This window comes from Pseudomonas sp. LBUM1674 (assembly GCF_059695635.1).
Map to the genome: position 1 here is coordinate 2,854,908 of NZ_CP166779.1, position 19,633 is coordinate 2,874,540.

Annotated in this window: 14 protein-coding genes and 1 pseudogene; 8 read left to right on the top strand and 7 right to left on the bottom strand. The window is 60.0% G+C overall.

Features of this window, described 5'->3' with window-relative positions; genetic code table 11:
• Positions 1-99: 99 nt before the first annotated feature.
• The 4 genes from ACA067_RS13345 to ACA067_RS13360 all read left to right on the top strand — a co-directional run bounded on the left by ACA067_RS13345 (position 100) and on the right by ACA067_RS13360 (position 5,305).
• Entirely contained in the window at positions 100-357 is a 258-nt protein-coding gene (locus ACA067_RS13345; RefSeq protein ID WP_497462190.1) for a PAAR domain-containing protein, read from the top strand.
• Between the two features lie 3 nt (positions 358-360).
• Entirely contained in the window at positions 361-1,599 is a 1,239-nt protein-coding gene (locus ACA067_RS13350) for a KPHS_23130 family T6SS system protein (RefSeq protein WP_497462191.1), read from the top strand.
• Positions 1,600-1,606: 7 nt separating this feature from the next.
• Positions 1,607-4,942 carry an ImcF-related family protein gene (locus ACA067_RS13355; protein ID WP_497462192.1) on the top strand — a complete coding sequence of 1,112 codons (3,336 nt, stop codon included), beginning with the start codon at positions 1,607-1,609 and terminating at the stop codon, positions 4,940-4,942.
• 174 nt (positions 4,943-5,116) lie between these two features.
• Entirely contained in the window at positions 5,117-5,305 is a 189-nt protein-coding gene (locus ACA067_RS13360; RefSeq protein WP_497462193.1) for a hypothetical protein, read from the top strand.
• A 19-nt stretch (positions 5,306-5,324) separates the two neighbouring features.
• Here the strand turns inward: ACA067_RS13360 and ACA067_RS13365 are convergent, their stop codons facing one another.
• Complete coding sequence (locus ACA067_RS13365; RefSeq protein ID WP_497462194.1) at positions 5,325-5,696, bottom strand: fe2+ zn2+ uptake regulation protein; 372 nt, start codon at positions 5,694-5,696, stop codon at positions 5,325-5,327.
• A gap of 251 nt (positions 5,697-5,947) precedes the next feature.
• Between ACA067_RS13365 and pvdQ the strand changes: the two genes are divergently transcribed.
• Positions 5,948-8,293, top strand: coding sequence for a bifunctional acylase PvdQ (gene pvdQ / locus ACA067_RS13370; RefSeq protein ID WP_497462195.1), 2,346 nt, complete (start codon positions 5,948-5,950; stop codon positions 8,291-8,293).
• 55 nt (positions 8,294-8,348) lie between these two features.
• Here the strand turns inward: pvdQ and ACA067_RS13375 are convergent, their stop codons facing one another.
• Positions 8,349-9,350 carry a FecR family protein gene (locus ACA067_RS13375; protein WP_497462196.1) on the bottom strand — a complete coding sequence of 334 codons (1,002 nt, stop codon included), beginning with the start codon at positions 9,348-9,350 and terminating at the stop codon, positions 8,349-8,351.
• A 172-nt stretch (positions 9,351-9,522) separates the two neighbouring features.
• Complete coding sequence (locus tag ACA067_RS13380) at positions 9,523-14,352, bottom strand: dermonecrotic toxin domain-containing protein (protein WP_497462197.1); 4,830 nt, start codon at positions 14,350-14,352, stop codon at positions 9,523-9,525.
• 239 nt (positions 14,353-14,591) lie between these two features.
• Between ACA067_RS13380 and ACA067_RS13385 the strand changes: the two genes are divergently transcribed.
• Positions 14,592-15,632 carry an Ldh family oxidoreductase gene (locus tag ACA067_RS13385; RefSeq protein WP_497462198.1) on the top strand — a complete coding sequence of 347 codons (1,041 nt, stop codon included), beginning with the start codon at positions 14,592-14,594 and terminating at the stop codon, positions 15,630-15,632.
• A 116-nt stretch (positions 15,633-15,748) separates the two neighbouring features.
• On the opposite strand, the gene ACA067_RS13390 is transcribed toward ACA067_RS13385, so the two are convergent.
• A complete protein-coding gene (locus tag ACA067_RS13390; RefSeq protein WP_497462199.1) occupies positions 15,749-16,066 on the bottom strand; it encodes an ElaB/YgaM/YqjD family protein in 318 nt (105 codons plus the stop codon).
• A 165-nt stretch (positions 16,067-16,231) separates the two neighbouring features.
• On the opposite strand from ACA067_RS13390, the gene ACA067_RS13395 reads away from it, so the two are divergent.
• Positions 16,232-16,483, top strand: coding sequence for a hypothetical protein (locus ACA067_RS13395; RefSeq protein ID WP_497462200.1), 252 nt, complete (start codon positions 16,232-16,234; stop codon positions 16,481-16,483).
• Between the two features lie 52 nt (positions 16,484-16,535).
• Here ACA067_RS13395 and ACA067_RS13400 read toward each other — a convergent pair whose 3' ends face one another.
• On the bottom strand, positions 16,536-17,453 hold the full coding sequence (locus ACA067_RS13400; protein ID WP_497462201.1) for a LysR family transcriptional regulator: 918 nt from the start codon (positions 17,451-17,453) through the stop codon (positions 16,536-16,538).
• Positions 17,454-17,537: 84 nt separating this feature from the next.
• Here ACA067_RS13400 and ACA067_RS13405 point away from each other — a divergent pair, with 84 nt between their 5' ends.
• Complete coding sequence (locus ACA067_RS13405; protein WP_497462202.1) at positions 17,538-18,461, top strand: carbon-nitrogen hydrolase family protein; 924 nt, start codon at positions 17,538-17,540, stop codon at positions 18,459-18,461.
• Between the two features lie 95 nt (positions 18,462-18,556).
• On the opposite strand, the pseudogene ACA067_RS13410 reads toward ACA067_RS13405, so the two are convergent.
• Both ACA067_RS13410 and ACA067_RS13415 read right to left on the bottom strand, forming a co-directional pair.
• Positions 18,557-19,098 (bottom strand): annotated as a pseudogene (locus tag ACA067_RS13410) (GNAT family N-acetyltransferase).
• Between the two features lie 51 nt (positions 19,099-19,149).
• Positions 19,150-19,623, bottom strand: a complete 474-nt coding sequence (locus ACA067_RS13415; protein WP_497462203.1) for an LEA/WHy family protein — start codon at positions 19,621-19,623, stop codon at positions 19,150-19,152.
• Positions 19,624-19,633: the final 10 nt, after the last annotated feature.

Sequence of the window (19,633 nt, forward strand, 5' to 3'; positions counted from 1 at the left end):
TTGACCGAAATTTCCAGAGCGATATAGCCGTGCGACGTCTTTCTGCTCAGAAATAATGGTGCGGTTATAAAAATTGATCATGTTTAAAAAGGGAAAGATATGAAAGGAATTATCCGAATCGGCGACGGCACTACCGGCGGCGGTGCTGTGCTATCAGGCGCAACGGGGATGCGCTTTGGCGGTATCGGCGTGGCCCGTCAAGGTGATCCGGTCCGGTGTGGAAAACATGGTCCGACAGTGATTAGCGAGGGGCATCCAACCTTTCGTGACAACGGCATACCCGTCGCCTTTCATGGGCATTTGTGCGCCTGTGGCTGTGCCTTGGTTACGTCCTTGCCCAATGCGACGGCGAGTTGATTTATGCCGGTCAAATTGTACGAGGTACCCCCTCAACTGACCGCGCCACCGGCTCCGCGTGCGTGGCGTTGGCTGGTTCTGCTGCCGGTGTTATTGCTCCTGAGTCTCGGGCTGACGTCGTGGTTGGGGGGTGACGCCTTTACTCATCAACCGCTTCTGTTCTGGCAGATTGGGCTGGGGGCACCCATGGCGATCTGGGGTGTCCTCGGCTTGATCCGTGCGTTGGTGTATCTCGGCCAGTTGAGCGTGGTTGACGGCTGGAACGACGAGCGTGAAGCGGATCTGGTTCAGAAAATGCGGCAGGGGCGCCGCTCGCAACAGGTGCTCGCGGTAAGTTTGCACACCGCACTGCGTGAGCTGGGGGCGCAAAATGGCGAGGCGCAGCGGGAGGTTTTGCACGATGCGCACAAGGCCTTGCGGGTCCAGCCTGCATGGCAGCCCTGTGAAGAGGGCGTTCGCCATAGCCGCTTGGCGGTTGAACAGGGCGATTTACCTGAGACGGTGCTGCGGCGGGTATTGCGGCAAGTATTAAGTGACATCGCCCGGGTGCTGCAAGAGCTGCCGGGGGATAAGCCTCTGGCCCTGTTGCTGGAAACGGACTCCAGTGTTTCCGAGGAAAATCTCAGCAGACTGTGGCAGGACGTCTGGTCCGAGTCCGGTATACGCCAGACGGCCACACGGCTTGAAGGCCGCGGGCTGGCAGCGGTGGATGGCTGGCTGGATCAGCGCATCCGCGAACAGACGCTGTTGCTGGTCGTGGCGTTTCAGGTTGCGCCCGCGCAAGCGGAAGATACAGCCGAAGCGGTGGTGGGTTTGCTGCTGGGTAATCGCCTGACGCAAACCACGCTGGAGCCGCTGGCTTATCTGCATCGCCCTGAACCGGCGCGCACGCCTACCTCTGAAGGTTTGCTCTACGCCACTCGTCAAGCCCTCGACTGGGTGCCGGTGGAGGCGGCGTCGATTCGGCATGCCTGGCGGGTCGGTACTGATGCCCAGCGTGCTTCGGCGATCACCACGGCGGTCAGCGACGTTGCGATGCCAGTGAAGGTTGCACAGGGGTTGCACGACCTCGACTCCATTCTGGGCAATCCAGGTTGCGCGACGCCCTGGGTAGCGATTGCTGCCGCGGTGGAGTCGATTCGCGACGAGGGGGAGCCACACTTCATTTTCAGTGGGGACAGTACGGCCGACGCGTGGTTGTGGTGCTCGGCCGTCATGCCACCCTCTCCGAATCAGGAATAAATAGCTGATGCGCAATAGTCGTTCGATGTGGTTGTGGATAGTGGCAGTGGTGATCGTGTTCGGAGCGAACCTGTGTCTCCTGATCTGGTGGCGACCCGAGTTGCTGGGTATCCAGCCGGGAACGACAGAGCAAACCATCTGGTGGGGGGCCACGATCAGCCTGATCTTGCTGGTGATGGTGTTAGCCGGTAGTTACTTGTTTATGGGCCTGAAGCTGGGGCGTGTCTCTTTTCGGCAGCAAAAAGGCGATGATCGGGCCATTTCAGCTCCCGCGCCTGCCGCTAAAACCAAGGCGGACACCTCTTCCGAATCGGTGCTGCGAGAACATCTCCACCGTAATTACGGCCCCTTCTGGCGCCGCAAAATCCGCCTCATCCTGGTCGTCGGCGAACCCGAGCAAATCCAGGCCATCGCCCCGGGCCTGACCCAAGAGAACTGGCTGGAAGGGCAGGACACCGTCCTGATCTGGGGCGGCAGCGTGCAGGGCAATGCGGAGGATGCACCCTTTGCACAGTACCGCAGCCTCAACCGCTGGCGCGCACTCGACGGCGTGATCTGGGCCCTGAACAAGGCGCAGTCGAGCGACGCTACCGCGATGGGCGCCGGCGTGCGGTACCTGCAAACCCTGGCCCGCCACCTGCAGTGGCAGTTGCCGCTGTACCTGTGGCAAGTCTGCGACAGTGAGTGGCCGCAGCCCACTCGCGAGTCTCAACCGGTCGGGTGCCTGCTGCCCGCAGGCGCCACTGCCGTGAACCTGGAAACCGGCCTGGACCACCTGATCCTGCCCTTGCGCCAATCAGGCTGGGCGCAAATTTTCGGCGACATGAAGCACGACTTCCTGCTGCGCCTGTCGCGCGATCTGCAGGCCGAGGGCATTGCCCGTTGGCGTCAGGCGCTCGCGCCCTTGTTCGGCGAATTCGCCCGGGGCCTGCCGTTGCGCGGGCTGTGGTTCAGCCTGCCATTGGCTGCACACAAGGATCACGCGGCGCACCATTGGCCCATCGACCCGGCCTGGCAGGGCGTGCTCGAGGACAAGGCCGTGCACAGTCGCCGCTTGGGCGGCCACCCCATCCGCATCGGCTCGGCCTTGGTGCTGGGCCTGGCGTTGGTATGGGGCGCCGGCATGCTGCTGTCCTTCGCCACCAACCGCCTGCAGATCGCCCAGGTGCAAAGCGCACTGGCATCGCTCGAACAAGCCGGGCAGGGCGACGCACAACTGCTGGCCCTGAACGACCTGATGCGTGAACTGGCACGCCTGGACTACCGCGCCGAACACGGCACCCCCTGGTACCAGCGCTTCGGCCTGAACCAGAACCAGAATTTGCTGCAGGTGGTATGGCCCGCCTATGTCGAAGCCAACAACCGCCTCCTGCGCGATCCAGCCGCCGCCAACCTGCAGGCGAAACTCACTGCCCTGATCAAGCTGCCCCCGGGGAGCGCCGAGCGCGCCCAACGGGCCCGGGAAGCCTACGACCACCTCAAGGCCTACCTGATGCTGGCGCACCCGGACAAAACCGACGCGACCTTCCTGACCCAGACGCTGATCGACGCCGAACCCCAGCGCGCCGGAACATCGCCGGGTCTGTGGCAAGGCCTGGCGCCGAGCCTGTGGCAGTTCTACGCCGAGCACCTGGCCGCGCACCCCGAATGGCGCATCAAGGCCGACCCGAAGCTGGTCGCCCAAGCCCGGCAAGTGCTGCTCGGCCAACTGGGCCAGCGCAATGCCGAAACCAGCCTGTACCAACAGGTGCTCGACGCCGCGGCCAATCACACCCCGGACTTGAGCCTGGCGCAGATGGTCGGCGACACCGAGGCCGGCGCGCTATTTGCCACCCGGGCCAGCGTGCCCGGCGTGTTTACCCGCCAGGCCTGGGAAGGCCAGGTACGCCAGGCCATCGAGGCCATCGCCGAAGCGCGGCGCGAGGAAATCGATTGGGTGCTCAGCGACAACCCCACCGACCTCGCCGCCGACCTGACCCCGGACGTGCTCCGGGCGCGCCTGACGGAACGCTACTTCGAGGACTACGCCAGCGCCTGGCTGGATTTTCTCAACCGCCTGCGCTGGCAGCCGGCCGCTAGCCTGGGCGAGGTGATCGACCAGTTGACACTGATGAGCGACGTGCGCCAGTCGCCATTGATCGCGCTGATGAACACCCTGGCCTACCAGGGCCAGGCCGGCGTCCGCGGCCAGGCGTTGGCCGAGTCGCTGATGCAGTCCGCCCAAAAGCTGGTCGGCCAGGCCCCGGTGCCGGCGATCAACCAGCAGCTGCAGGGACCAAGTGGTCCGCTGGACGCCACCTTCGGCCCGTTGCTGACGCTGTTGGGCAAAACCGATCCCGAAAGCCAGCGCGGTGACGACAGCCTGAACCTGCAAGCCTTTCTCACCCGGGTGACCCGGGTACGCCTGACCTTGCAACAAGTCAGCACCGCGCCCGACCCGCAGGCCATGATCCAGACCCTGGCGCAGAGCGTGTTCCAGGGCAAGAACCTCGACCTCACCGACACCCAGGCCTATGGCAGCCTGCTCGCCGCCAGCCTCGGCGCGCAGTGGGGCGGGATCGGCCAGACCTTGTTCGTGCGGCCCCTGGACCAGGCCTGGCAACGGGTCCTGCAACCCTCGGCCGCGGGCCTCAACCGCCAGTGGCAGCGCGCAATTGTCAGCGACTGGCACAGCGCCTTTGCCGGCCGCTATCCCTTTGCGGCCACCGCCAGTGACGCGTCCTTGCCGATGCTGGGGCAGATGATCCGCGCCGACTCCGGGCGCATCGAACAGTTTCTGCAGCAGCAACTGGGCGGCGTATTGCGCAAGGAAGGCAGCCGCTGGGTGGTCGATCCGCGGCATAGCCAGGGCTTGCGTTTCGACCCGCAGTTCCTTACGGCGATCAACCAGCTCAGCCGCCTGGCCGACGTGCTTTACACCGACGGTGGCCTGGGGTTGGGGTTCGAACTGCGTGGCAAGCCGGTGCGCGACGTGGTGCAAACCACTTTCGTGCTCAATGGCAACAAACATGAATACTTCAACCAGAAGGAAAGCTGGCAGCGCTTCAGCTGGCCAGGCTACGGCGAACATCCCGGCACCAGCCTGACCTGGACCAGCGTGCAAGCCAGCGAACGGCTGTTTGGAGACTTCCAGGGCACCTGGGGCCTGATCCGCTTGCTGGAGCAAGCCCAAATCACCCCGCTGGACGATGGCGACAGCCGCTACCGCATCGTCATCAAGGCGCCCGATGGCCTGGGCCTGACCTGGCACCTGCGCACCGAGCTGGACGCGGGGCCGATGGCACTGCTCAAGCTGCGCAGCTTCAAGTTGCCTCCGCAGATCTTCCTCAAGGAGGGAACGTAGGGGGTCAGCGTTGATAGCTGCTTATCACCGCAAGAAGCCAAAACTCTTCATCGGCTGTAACATGAGACCCCGTGTGCAGCCCCCACCCCTGAAAAACGGTAGGAGCCTGGCATGCATTCGGATATACATTTTTCAGCTTCAGGCTCACATTCAGACTCACATTCAGGAAACGCAATGACCCAATCGCAACGTTTGAAATACTCGATTCTGATCTCCCTGGTCGTGCTGGGCATCATGTTTGGCCTTTCTTATCTGCAGAACACCGGGGTCATCGACGAAAAGCTGTTCCAGTACGTCGCCATTGGCGTAGCGGTGCTCGTGGTGGTGATCAATGGCGTGATGCGCCGCAAGGTCAAGCCCTGAGCGACGCTCATCGGCCGGGTTACTCGGGGTGAAGAACGGCGGCGGCCTGTGGATGCAGGCTGTAGCTCTTGTCCGGATTCAGGGTGATCACGCCTTCGCCGCACAGGCGCTTCAACACTTCCCGCACACTGAGAAATGACAACGGGATGTCCAGGTCCAGCAAGTGACTGTGCACGCCACGCACCCCAAGGCTGCGGTCGCTTTCGGCGGCGGTCAGCAAGGCGTCGATGACCTTCAGGCGAATGAGGCTGGTGCGCAGGCCAAAGCTCTTGAGCAGGAATCTGATCCGCTCGTTGCCGTGGCGCTCGGTACGTTGATCGAAAACGCCGGAGCCCATGGAGGTGCCCTTTGGCGCAGCGCTACCGTCCGTTGGCAGTTGCGAGTTGTACATGCAAAAACTCCTTTTCAGAGCCTGAACCGGAAAATGTGATGAGTGCTCTCATTCAATAAGACGCATGAGCTGGGCAAATCATGAAGGCTCAGATGTAGAAATTTTGTCGCCATCGCGTCAGCGCCACGTCAGACGCCGTAATGGCGGGGGCCAAAGCCCTAAATTTTTTTCGTTCGCTTCGTTCTTAGGGAGGGGCACATTGCGGGCAAATACGCAGGGTGTGACCTTCGTTTATACGATCAGGAGCGAGCGTGATTATTTCCAGGCAGTTAACCAGGTTGAGCCTTGCCGGCATGTTGGTGGGCTTGAGTCTTGCGGCAAGCGCACGCAGCCAGCCGGAGCAGGCGACTGCCGATATCCGTCGCACCAGTTTCGGCGTGCCGCATATTCGCGCCGAGAATGAGCGCGGCCTCGGCTATGGCATTGGCTTTGCCTACGCCCAGGACAACCTGTGCCTGCTGGCCAATGAGATCACCACGGTGAACGGCGAACGCTCACGCTATTTCGGTCCGGATCAATTTACCGTTGAAGAGCGGGAAAACCGGGTCAGCGATGTGTTTTTCACCTGGTTGAACACCCCCCAGGCCGTCGATGCCTTCTGGCAAGCGCAAATCCCGGAAATCCGCCAGCTCATGGAAGGTTATGTGGCCGGCTACAACCGCGCCCTGAAAGAGCGTCGGCCCCAGGGTTTGTCGCCGCAATGCCAGGGCGACTGGGTGCGTGCGATCACGACTCAGGACCTGGTCAAGTTGACCCGTCGCCTGCTGGTCGAAGGCGGAGTAGGGCAATTTGCCGAAGCCCTGGCCGGTGCCACCCCGCCCAAAGCCGTCGCTCAAGCGACAGCCGACCCGGCGTCGTTCCAGCTCGCCGATTCGCGCATGCAGCGCTTCGCCCTGGATCGTGGCAGCAATGCGGTAGCCGTCGGCAGCGAGCGTTCCTTCAATGGCCGCGGCATGTTGCTGGCCAATCCGCATTTCCCCTGGGTCGGCGGGATGCGCTTCTACCAGATGCACCTGACCATTCCCGGCAAGCTGGACGTCATGGGCGCCGCGTTGCCCGGGCTGCCGATGATCAACATCGGTTTCAACCAGCACCTGGCCTGGACCCACACCGTGGACTCGTCCAAACATTTCACCTTGTACCGCCTGCAACTCGACCCCAAGGATGCGACCCGCTACCTGCTCGACGGCCAGTCGTTGCCGATGAAGCAACAGACGGTGACCGTGAACGTGAAGCAGGCGGATGGCCAGACCCGGGCGGTGTCCCATGTGGTCTACAGTTCGCAATTCGGCCCGATCGTGCAGTGGCCGGGGAAGCTCGACTGGGACCATCAGTTCGCCTATAGCTTGCGTGACGCCAACCTGGATAACGATCGGGTGCTGCAGCAGTGGTACGCGATGAACCGTGCAACCAGCCTCAAGGCATTGCAGGCGTCAGTGCATGAAATCCAGGGCATCCCTTGGGTCAACACCCTGGCGGCGGACGACCAGGGGCAGACGCTGTACATGAACCTGTCGGTGGTGCCGAACGTCAATGCCGAGAAACTGGCCAAGTGCAGTGATCCTCGGGCCGGGTTGCAGATGATCGTGCTCGACGGTTCCAACAGCGCCTGCGCCTGGGACATCGATCCGCAGGCTGCGCAAAAAGGCATTTATGCGGCAGACCGGTTGCCGCAACTGTTGCGCAAGGATTTTGTGCAGCACTCTAACGATTCGGCCTGGATGGCCAACCCGGCACAACCGCTCACCGGCTTCTCGCCGCTGATCAGCCAGGACAGCCAGCCTTTGGGGCTGCGTTCACGCTTTGCCCTGGATCGCCTGGGTACCTTGAGCCAGACCGGCCCGATTGCGGCGGCGGACCTGCAACGGATGGTCATGGACGACCAAGTGTATCAGGCGACCCAGGTGATGCCGGACCTGCTGCAATTCTGCGCAGCGGATCTGGGGGGCGATGCGCCGACGCTGACGCCGTTGTGCGCCAGCCTCAAGGCCTGGGACCGTAGTGCGAATCTCGACAGTGGCCTGGGGTTCGTGCATTTCCAGAACGTCATGGAGGCGCTGCAGGACGCACCTGATGTCTGGCGTGTCGGGTTCGATCCGAAGGATCCGCAACACACGCCGCGTGGTTTGGCGGTAGATCGTCCGCACGTCGCCAAAGCTGTCCGTGAAGCGATGCTGGCGTCGGTAGAGCAGGTGCACAAGTCGGGGCTGAAGGCCGATAGCCACTGGGGTGACATTCAGGTGGTCAGCAGTGGCGGCCAGCAGACGCCGATTCACGGCGGACCCGGTACCCTGGGGGTTTATAACGCCATTCAGAGCGTGCCGAGAACCGACGGCAAACGCGAAGTCGTCAGCGGCACCAGTTATTTGCAAGTGGTGACCTTCGATGACCAGGGGCCGCAGGCCCAAGGGTTGCTGGCGTTCTCGCTGTCCAGTGACCCGGGGTCGAAGTACGCCCGGGACCAGACCCTGGCCTTTTCGCAGAAGCGGTTGAGTGTGTTGCCGTTCACCGAGCAGCAGATCACGGCCGACCCGCAGTATCAGGCCCTGACGATCCGCGAGCAGGATGAAAAAGCCGGGAAGGTGGCCAAACAGTAAAGCAGTGGGTGCTGGAGCGAAGAATGAAGGCCGCACCCCGCAAGGGTGGCGGCCTTCAGCTTTTCGGGGTCTGTTGCGGAATGGCGTTGAGGACCGGGTTGCCATCCTTGTTGCGGGTCAGGTAGACCGGCAGCACCTTGGGCAGGGACGCCACCAGGTTGTTGAGTTCCTTGATGTTGTAAATGCCACCGAGGCGGATCGAGCCGGTACTGTGGTCGGCCAGCATGACCGGCTTGCCCAGATACCGATTGATCAAGGGCAGGGCATCGGACAGCGCCAGATCATCGAGCACCAGTTTGCCGCTGCGCCAGGCCAATGAATTGTCGTTGGCGTAGGTCTGGCTGATCTGCGGTGTGAAGTCGCCGTGTTTATAACGGGCCTGCATCGCTGGCCCGAGACGCAAGCCATCGCCCGGAAGATCATCATTGCTGCTCACCAGCACCGAACCTTCAATCAGGTTGACGCGCACCTGATCCTCATACATCCAGACGTTGAATCGGGTTCCGGTGACCCGAATCCTGCCGTCCGCTGCCCTGACGGTAAAGGGGTGAGCAGTGTCGTGACTGACGCTGAAAAAAGCTTCGCCCTTATTCAGCGTGACCCGACGATGATCCTTGTAGTTGCTGAACGTCAGCTCACTGCCCAGGTTCAGTTCCACCTGGCTGCCATCGCTCAGGGTGACCTGGCGAACCGTTTCGCTGGCCTCGAAGTGCTGATAGGCATCGGGTAGCCAACCGAGGTTCCAGCCGCTATAGGCCGCCAGTGGCAACGCCAGGACACACACGGCGGCGGCAATGCCGACCGTGCGCCAGGGCGTTGCAGGTTTGATCCGGGCCGCTGGCACGACGGCGTCAGGACGAGGCAAATCCCCTGCGACTTCCCAGATGTCCAGCATGGCCTCGTACTCGAACGCATGAAGCGGATGAGCATCACGCCATTGTTCGAAAGCCAGGCGCTCTTGCGCGGTGCAGTCGATGGCGTGCAGACGCATGCACCAGTGCGCAGCGGCATCGGTGATGGCGTCATATTGGGCTTGCGAGAGAGGGCTGTCGGTCATTGACTCATCCTGATTTCCTGCATTCTAACCTTGAGCGAAGTCGGCGAGAACAACCGTCATGGCAATTACCCATCAAACGGGAATGTTTTTCACTTAAACACCCTGAAAAAACCGGTAGTTGCCATGCAGTATCCATAAAACCCGTGAAAAAATGATCAAAAGCAACGGCGACTCAAGGCGACGCTCTCGGCGTAACCGGCACCGGGTCGAGCTGCCGGCCCATTTCGCAGACGAGCCTCGCGATTGAATCCGCATTACGCAAAATCGTGTCGATCCGCAGATCGGGCTTCACACGGTCCAGGAACGCTTTTCGGGCGTCGCTCATCGATTTGGTGCCGGTGATTTTTTTGATTTCCTTGCCGGTATGAGCGGTAGCGGGAATGGAATCCAGGCTTTCCCATGACGACATCACGTCGTTCCATTGGGCAAACAACTCGTCACGGGGCGTTGCCATCGACAAGGCACGCTGGATTTGTTCATGTTCACTTTTCAAATTCACGGCGAATGGGGTGAGAGTTGCGATGAGATCGGCGAATGGACGTCTGGCTTCCAGATAGGCGATGTCGATCGTTTTGGCGAAGTGGTGTGAAAACTCATGGATCAACGTCGCTGCCTGGGCATGGGCATCGACATCGAATGGCTCGGTCAGATTGAACTTGTACGAGTCAAGTTGCTGATTGAAAAAGGATTCTGTGAAATACACTTTTTTTTGCATATCGGTTTCAATGACAAATGCGACCACAGGGTCAATCGTTGAAGTGTTGGAACCGACGACGAACCTTTTGGAATCGAATTCGTCCAGCTCCGGATCCACCAGCGCATTGCAGATTGGCACGATAACGGTTTTGATTTTGTCCAGAATCAAGGTGTCGATTGCGGTCACGTCAAAAAACGTTTTCAGGAAGGTGTCAAGCCGAGTGCCTGAACCCGAGGTTCGCAACTGTGACAAATTGTGAATGCTGTTAAAGGCGTAATACCTGGCCATATCGATTGCCTGCACAATTGTTCGGGCTTTCCCGGGGTATTTACGCCGTATTTCGTCCATCCCCTCTGCTTCGATGTTGAGCGTTGTCGAAGCGTCGAAACGGGTTGCGATCCTGTTCGCGAAACGGGATATCGCCTTGCCATAGTGAATGGCGTGCGGGTCGGCAGCGAAAACCAGCTGAGAGTCTGGAGCCTTTTCCAGGAGGGGGCCCAGTTGCTTTTCGTTGATCATGCGCCACGCCTTGCCGTGTTTTGCGACGCGATAGACTTTTCCCATAACAGGCGCGTAGTGGTGCGTTGTCGTAGGGTCGCGATAAGTACCCTGCGCTGCTTTTTTCTCGAATTTTTCCAGATCGACAGTTGGCGCTTCGTACGCTTGCGCCGTTGTCCGGCTCGCGGAGGTGATGTTGATTGCCGACCACTGAGACGCAACAACAGGTTGTGCGATGTGCGATCCTGTTGGGGGGATTTGCGCAGCGGTAGAGGCCGGGTTTCCCTGCAACGCCCGGCCTAGAGTGATCATCTGCGCCACACCATAGATGAATGCTTTGAACGCGCGTTTCCAGTGGTGGTTTTGCAGCGCTTCGGCAGAATCCTTGAAATCCTTGTAGGCCTGCCACAGAAACAGGCCACAGGACCATTTGCCCGGCAGAAATCCAGCCACCAGCTTGATCCCGGAACTGAACAGCTCCTTGGCTTTTTCCCAATCAGTCTGGGCGGTAACCGTGGATTGACTGCCCAACATCTGCTTCAGCAGTTGTATGTTGTCCTGGAATAGACGCTCCAGCACATTGCCAGCAATGGGGTTTGAAGCGAGGGTCATTTCCGTGGTCTCTCCCACGGTGGATTTGAGCAGGTTTTGAAAAGTTGCTTGAGACGATTCAGGCAGGCGACGGATCAACAACTCTTGCAAAGGCCCGGGCGTATTAAGTGCGGCAAGCAGGCTGGCCTCACTCTCGAACTCGGTGAAGGGTGACCCGACAAAATAGGGCGCATAGAGCACATGTGGACCGGTCACACTTTTGCCCGGGCTCACCAGGTACATCCCCAGGGCCTCGACGGCTGTGGCGCCAGCCGTGGAGATCAACTGCAGGGGACGGATAGTAGCGTCTGCCCCTTTGACCGCGGCCCGAGCCGTGGCATTGGGCATGTCCAGTATCTGCTGGATTGAGTCAAACCCCTTCTCCGACAGTTGCTCTTGCAATTTAAGCGCGTGGGCCTCTTGCAACAGCTGCCAGGGCAACTGCTGGAAGTAGCGCAGTTTTCGCGCTTTGGCATCGTCGTTATCGTCTGACAATTGCTCCGAAAGCAACTGCTCATACACTGACTTGATGTTCAACTGCAAAAGCAGTTGCTGTACGGCCTGGGTGTCCATACCCGGGGGCAATGCCTTTGAGCTGGTCGATGCTATGGAGAAACCTGTTCCCTGGAGCACATTGACGTGATTCAGCGCAAATTCGGTCAACGATTGTGCGGGGCCGGCGATGGCTAATGCAGGTGTGACCTTGACATGGTCCGGGTCAATGAAAGTGCCGTTGAAACGGGTTTTTTGCAGGTACACCAGTTGCTCGTGCACATAGACAGCCAGGGTTTTTATGCCATGTAGATAGTCTTTACCGTCCGACAGGCTCTGGCGGTGTTGCTCCATTATTTCGACATGTTTTTGCTGTTCATCGAGTGATGCCATCCCCAGCCAGGCCGGCAAGGTCTGCTGGGTAGCAATGGCCTCGCTAATATCCTTGGCCCGCTGCAGATTGGTGAAGGTGGGTTGGCGTTTAAGCGCATAAAAGGCTTTGGCCTGTTTCAGCGCCGCCAGTTTCAACGTTCGAACCTGGTCGTAGACTGCCAGAAAATGCTCGATGGCTGACTGCTGACGATGGAGCAGTAGATCGCCCTCGATTGGCCGAAAATTACCCAATTCATACTTTTTATGGAACATGCGTTCAGTCGGCAGGAGATTTTCAAGCAGCGTCAGACGCTTGAGAGGGTCAAGCAGTCGCCGTTGCAGCTCGGTCCTGGCCGTGGCGACGGAGTCAAAGACCTCCAGCCCCATGGCCGGCGTCCAGAGAATCGCCCGGCCTGAATGCTGTGTGTCCAGACCGCCGCGTTCGGTGAGCATGAAACAATGGGCCACGGCCAGCGATGTTGTACTGTCGGCAGTTTCAAGGCTTAACCAGTATGCATCGGGACGAAATCCATTGAGCGCCTTGCGCTGGCGGCGCGTCGGGTGCTCGGAATCAAGTACTGTATTGACCATTGCGCAATCGACTTCAGACAACGTGCGGTTGAGCAGACGAAGGTTGGCCTCGCCCCGAATACCCACCGACATGGCATTGGCCAGTCTGGATTTCATCCCTTCCAGATACGTTCTCTGTTGCGCATTCGTTTCGTCGGGTTGCGCGAGCCACTCCAGATCGAGCGCTGATCTGACGCTTTCAATGGTTTTGGCGAAAGCGGTCGCTTTGTCTGCCAGGACAATGGACGGACGCGATTGGCCCGTAATGACCTGGTGGGTGCTCCAGCGACCCTGCGTCGGCAATTCCAACAACTGACCGTCGACCATGCTTCGCACGTCCAGTGCCTTGTCGAACAGCGCCGGTATACTCACGATGCCGTCGCTGTGACGGAACACGCCCAGCGCGTATTCGACGTTGTGCAGCTGTTTGTCGATGATTGCGTCAAACAGCGATTCGAACACTGGACCTGCAATCGCTTCGCCGGATGCGTGAGGTTTTTGGAAACCGAGAAAGCGATGGCGCTCCTCCTGCGTCAACAATTCGTACAGCTCATCGTCATGCCCTTTGGCAGTGAACTTGGCGCGCACGGTTTGCTGCAAATCTTTATGGTCCTCAAGTAGCTGCAAACCGCTGGCGGGGGTAAAGAGATAGGCGTCCGGATGAGCAATCATGAATGAGCCCGCCAGCTCGACGAAATTCGCTGCGTGTTCCCACAGGCGCACAGTTTCGGGAACCAGCGCCGATTGCGCGGTTCCCGTGTTACTGCGGTCAAATAAAACTTCCAGTGCGCGACTTTGTTCAGGACTGATGATCTCGTCCTGTCGCTTGAACAGGATACTCGCACGAGCCTTGTCGCTGATTGCCTGAATAAACAGCTTGCGACGGGACTGCCCGTTCGGCAGCACATGAACCCAGTACGCCTGAAGTTTTTCACCAAGCAACCGGATCAGCCCGGCGGAGGCGGTCTTGACCGCCTGTTGCCATAGTCCTTTGTCGCGCTCGACCTGGTCCGGATCGTTGGCTTTCAGCGTACGGTTTGGGTTGCTGAACTCGATGGTCTGGTCTAACGGCCAGCCTTGGTGGCGGTAGTAAAACATGAGGGCGTCACTGAGCAGTATGGACTTTTCCAAAGTCGGATTCTCGCTCGAGTGGGTGGCGAAGCTGACCCGGGTTTGGTTTTGCTTCAGTCCTGAAAAGGAGCTGCCCAATAAATCGTCAAGAATCTCATTCAGCAAGCCCGTCAGTGACGGCAGTTCAACTAACTCCACCAGCATTCGCTGTGCATTCTGTTGCTGGTTGCCCTTGATGACCGTTTCCTGATCCTTGAATACCTCACCATCGATGACGTCGTTAGTCACTTCGGCGATCGATTCGCCTTCCAGTTCCTTTCGTTGGGCTATCGAGACAAAACGCAACAGTTCTTCCCGATCGGCTTGTCCCTTCAGTCTCCGGACCAACGCTTCCTTGAGTGATTCGACGTCGTCGAACTTCTCGATGCCGCCGTAGGGCGTGTACAGAATGGCACCGGCGTCGTCGGGTGTGGATGACAACATGAAACATCCGGCCAAGGGTACCGGCGACTTGTCCTTCACCTGCAGAGTCAGTTTTTCGGCAGACATGGGGGATGTTTGTTTTTGTCGAAGTTCATCGCTTGCCAACTCGATATGGCTGAGCCAGGTAAAATCCTTGTCCGACAGGTGGTGGGTTTTTCCGAGTTCTTTGTGCAAGCCCGGCTCATATAGCACTTGCGGAAAAAACAAGGGGAGGGGGGAAGTGGTCATAGAAGCCTCGTTTCAGCTCGCCTCATCGGCGATAAATGAATGGGCCTCCAACCTAGGTGATGCCCGCGCGGGCAAGGTGGTAAATAGTTATCGCAGTGTTCCGTGCCGGGTCGGTTACATTGAGCCGGTTGAGCGGCATTCAATCGAAAGATTGACAGCCGGCTCGGGTCGCGTTGTTAATCGGTTTGCTTATCCCTCGTACGCTGTTGCCCCCTCCAATAATCAGTCTGGAGCTTCAGATGTCTGCGCCACACGATCAACTGTCTACGGCTGTCTCGCAAAACCTGTCCCTCGAAGCGCTGACGGGATTGCTTGAAAAGATCTTCCTGCGTCACGGTACTTCGGCCGACGTCGCTCGCGTACTGGCGCAAAACTGCGCCGGCGCCGAACGCGATGGCGCCCACAGCCATGGCGTATTCCGCATTCCCGGTTATGTGTCGACGCTGCAAAGCGGCTGGGTCAATGGCCAGGCGGTGCCGGTGGTAGAGGATGTGGCCTCGGGTTTCGTCCGGGTCGACGCCGGCAATGGTTTCGCCCAACCGGCCCTTGCCGCGGCACGTGCGTTGCTGGTGGAAAAAGCCCGCAGTGCCGGCATTGCGGTGCTGGCGATACGTAACTCTCACCACTTCGCCGCCTTGTGGCCGGATGTCGAACCGTTCGCCTATGAGGGGCTGGTGGCGCTGAGTGTGGTCAACAGCATGACCTGCGTGGTGCCGCACGGTGCCGATCGTCCCTTGTTCGGGACCAACCCGATTGCCTTCGCCGCGCCGCGGGCCGATGGCGAGCCGATTGTCTTCGACCTGGCCACCAGCGCCATTGCCCATGGGGATGTGCAGATTGCCGCCCGCAAGGGCGAACGCTTGCCCGTGGGCATGGGCGTGGACAGCCTCGGCCAGCCGACCCAGGATCCGAAAGCGATTCTGGAAGGGGGAGCGTTATTGCCGTTCGGTGGGCACAAGGGGTCGGCACTGTCGATGATGGTGGAACTGTTGGCGGCGGCGCTGACCGGCGGTCATTTTTCCTTCGAGTTCGATTGGTCGAACCATCCGGGTGCCAGGACGCCCTGGACCGGCCAGTTGCTGATCGTCATCGACCCGAGCAAGGCGGCCGGACAGAGCTTTGCCGAGCGCAGCCAGGAACTCGTACGGCAAATGCACGGTGTGGGGCTCAAGCGTTTGCCGGGGGACCGACGTCACCTGCAGCGGGCCAAGGCCGCCACCGACGGCATCCAGCTTGATGCTCAGACGTTGGCGAATTTGCGGGAATTGGCGGGGCTCTGAAATCTACGCGCTTGTAGGAGCGAGCTCGCTCGCGATGATTCAAGGGCGACGCGTTTATTCAAAAAAACAACGCGTTATCGTTAACGTCCTTCGCGAGCGAGCTCGCTCCTACATTATTACCGCCGACCCAGCAACAACCCGACCACCAGGCCAAAACCGGCGGAGATGGCCACGGTTTGCCACGGATGACCACCGATGTAAGTCTCGGTGGCTTCGACCGCAGGCAGGGTCCGGTCACGAACGCTGGTCACCGAGTCCCGGGCCTGCTGGAGTTTCTGGGCGATTTGCCCACGAAGGGTCTCAGCTTCCTCACCGACCAGTGAGGCACTGCTCTTGAGCAGTTTTTCCGACTCTTCGATCAGAGCCTGCAGTTCGCTGAAGGCCTGGTCCTTGATTTGATCTTCGGCGACTTGTGCGGCGGTTTTGCGGGCCATTGAGGTACTCCTTGCAGGTGAATGGACAGTGAACAATGGAGTCTGTCGCCGATGAAAAAGTTGCAGTGAATGTGCGTGCCGACTCGATCCTGATGAAAAATCCAGCGCCGGACATTTCTTCCTACAGTGTAAGATGTCGCCTATTTTACGCAGCAGGTACTTCCCATGAGCTTCAATCTGGCCGACAAACCCCTTACCGAGCGCGCTGCGCTTGAAGATGAGAAATCCCGTCTGTTCGAGCTCTGGCAGAACAACCTGGGCAAGGCCAAGGGCGAGGCGGCGCGGTTGTTTGGCGAACGGGCCAAGCGCAAAGGCAAATGGGCCGAGTGGGTACGTGCCGAACTCGACGGCATGTCGCCGCCGGAATTCGCGAACATGGTGCGCAGTGAAGTCAATCGGCTGATGGCTGCGAAATAGATGTCCATCTGACACTACCCCCTGCAGGGATATCTGGACAACCGCAAGACGGTCATTGCGTATGCGCAAAGCTCGCGACAATGGCTTCTCGCACTTTCAATACCACCGGATCAAGCCGGGTGCTGGTGCGCCAGCCCAGTTCGATCGGGTAACGCGGCAGGTCCAGCGGGCAGGGCAGCAGCGCCAGGCCGCTGAGCGCGGCAATGCTTTGGGCGGCGTGGGCCGGAATCGTCGCCACCGCCTGACTGCCCTTGAGCAAGTGCGGCAACGCCGCAAAGTGCGTGGTCGAAGCACTCACCCGTCGACTTAAACCCAGCGCCGCCAGCCCTTCATCGGTGATTCCGATAAAGCCGCCGGACGACACCAGAATGTGCTCGCGGGCGACGAACTCTTCCAGGCTGATGCTGTGTTGTCCCTCGGCCAGGCTCGTCGGATCGACCAGGCACTGATAACTGCCTTCACCGAGCACCTGACGGCTGAGCAATCGTTCGGCGAAACCGCCGGCGGTAATCGCCAGGTCGATGCTGCGTTCCATCAACGCCCGGGCGACGATCTGGCTGTGGGTCTGGCGGAAGATCAGCCGCAGCTTTGGCGCGCAGAGGGCGATTTTTTCGATCAATCCGCGCCCATAGGCGATCTCGAAATCATCCGACATACCCACTGTGACCGAGCGCCCATCGTACTGATCGGCGGCCGGATCGACCATCGCCAGGCTCTGCCGGCATTTGTTCAGCGCCTCGCTGACCACCGGTTTCAACTGGTTGGCCTTGAGGGTCGGCGCCAGGCCGCGGCCGGTGCGCACGAACAATTGATCGCCATACAACTCGCGCAAGCGGCGCAACGCAGCACTGACCGCCGATTGCGTCACGCCCAGCCGCAACGCGGCACGGCTCGCGCTGGACTCTTCATGCAGGGCTTCAAAGACTTTAAGCAGATTGAGATCGACGGTAGCGATATTCATCGTGTTCATATCATTCAGCAGTGAATCGGTCTTTATTCATGATCCAGCGACGGCCGAGAATGAGCAACACTTCATTACCTTTCGGAGACTGCCATGCCCAAGTCAATTGTTGCTGCCCTGCAAATCGGCGCCTTGCCCGGCGGCAAGGAAGAGACCCTGGAGCAGATTCTGTCGTATGAACAGGCCATTCTTGAATCCGGCGCCGCGCTGGTGGTCATGCCCGAAGCGGTGCTCGGCGGTTACCCCAAGGGCGAGGGCTTTGGCACGCAACTGGGCTATCGACTGCCGGAAGGTCGTGAAGCCTTTGCCCGGTATTTCGCCAACGCCATCGACGTGCCCGGAGCGGAAACCGAGGCGTTGGCCGGCTTGTCGGCACGCACCGGGGCCAATCTGGTGATCGGTGTCATCGAACGCGCCGGCAGCACCTTGTACTGCACTGCGTTGTACTTTGATCCGCAGGTCGGGCTGGTGGCCAGACACCGCAAGTTGATGCCGACGGGTACCGAGCGGCTTATCTGGGGCAAGGGCGATGGTTCGACCTTGCCGGTGATCGACAGTCAGGTCGGGCGGATCGGTGCGCTGGTGTGCTGGGAAAACATGATGCCGCTGTTGCGTACCGCCATGTATGCCAAGGGTGTGGAGGTCTGGTGCGCGCCAACGGTGGATGAGCGGGACATGTGGCAGGTCAGCATGCGCCACATCGCCCATGAAGGGCGTTGCTTCGTGGTCAGCGCCTGCCAGGTTCAGGACTCACCGCAGGCCCTGGGCGTGGACATCGCCAACTGGCCGGCGGACCGACCGCTGATCGCGGGTGGCAGTGTAATCGTCGGGCCAATGGGCGACATCCTGGCTGGGCCTCTGCGCGGCGGGGCCGGTTTGCTCAGCGCCGAGATCGACACCGACGATCTGGTTCGCGCACGTTATGACTTTGACGTGGTCGGGCACTACGCGCGCCCGGATGTGTTTGAATTGACGGTGGACGAGCGAGCCAAACCTGGCGTCCGCTTCACCACATGACCCTGTAGGAGCCGGCTTGCTGGCGAAGGCGGCGGCACATTCAGTAGCGGTGTTGGCTGACAGACCGCTTTCGCGAGCAGGCTCCCACATGGGCTTCAGTGCAGCTGCAGCCACTCTTCACGGGTAATTTCCCATATTCCCTCGGCAAGCGCCCGCTGACGAAATCGCCCTCGTCCGTGCGGATCAAGCGCATGCCCGTGCGCTGCGAGAGTTTGCGCGAGCCGATATTGAGCGCCGCTTTTGGTACACGCAGCACTGAACGACCGAGCATCTCGAACCAGTAATCGGTCACGACTGCGCTGGCTTCGCTCATCAAGCCCTGGCCTTGCCACTGCGGTGCGAGCCAGAAGCCGCGGTTGTTGTCCTGCTGATTCATCAGGCTGACATTGCCGATCAGTTGCCCGGGTGCCGACTTCAAGCGGATCGACCAGTGCCATTCCTCGCCGCGGGCCATCGCCGGCAGGGCGTTATCCCGCAGATAAGTCAGCGCGCCGTCGGCGGGATAGGGCCAGGGCACCAAGGCGTTCAGATAGCGCACCACTTCCCAGTGCGGGAACTGTTGCTGGATCGCCTCGGCATCGGCCAGTTCCAGCGGGCGCAGGATCAGGCGCTCGGTGTATAGGGTGGGAATGTCCATGTGTGTTACCTCCTTGTCTATCCGTATTGAACGTTATCGCCAGCGCCGGATTTACCGGGGGGTGGCATTCGGCCCTGGCAGGCTGAGTTTGCCACTGTCGACAAAACGCAGGGTGCCAAACAAGCCACCAGCCAGTTTGCCGCGCAGCACGTAAGGCACGTTGTTCAGCGTCTGCGTCTGGCTCAGTCCCAGTGTCTGGCGCAGCACCGAGAATGCCGAAACGCTCACCGGCACGGTCAGCACGGCGTCGGAAAAGCGCGCAATCGTGCCTGCCTGATCACTGACGCCCGAGGCCAGTGGCTGGCCGTTGACCTCCAGGTCCAAGGCCACGCCGTTGTAGTTGATCGCGGTTTCATTGGGGTTTTGCACGCGTATCTTCACGGCAAAACGCACTTCCATGTCCTGGTTCGGCAGCGGCTCGAAACCGACCACGTTGATGTTCAGCGGATCGCGATTGGGCAGCAGGGCACAGGCGCTCAGTGAGAGCAACAGCAACGAGAAGCATAAAACGAGGAGTCTGCGCATGAAGGGGCTC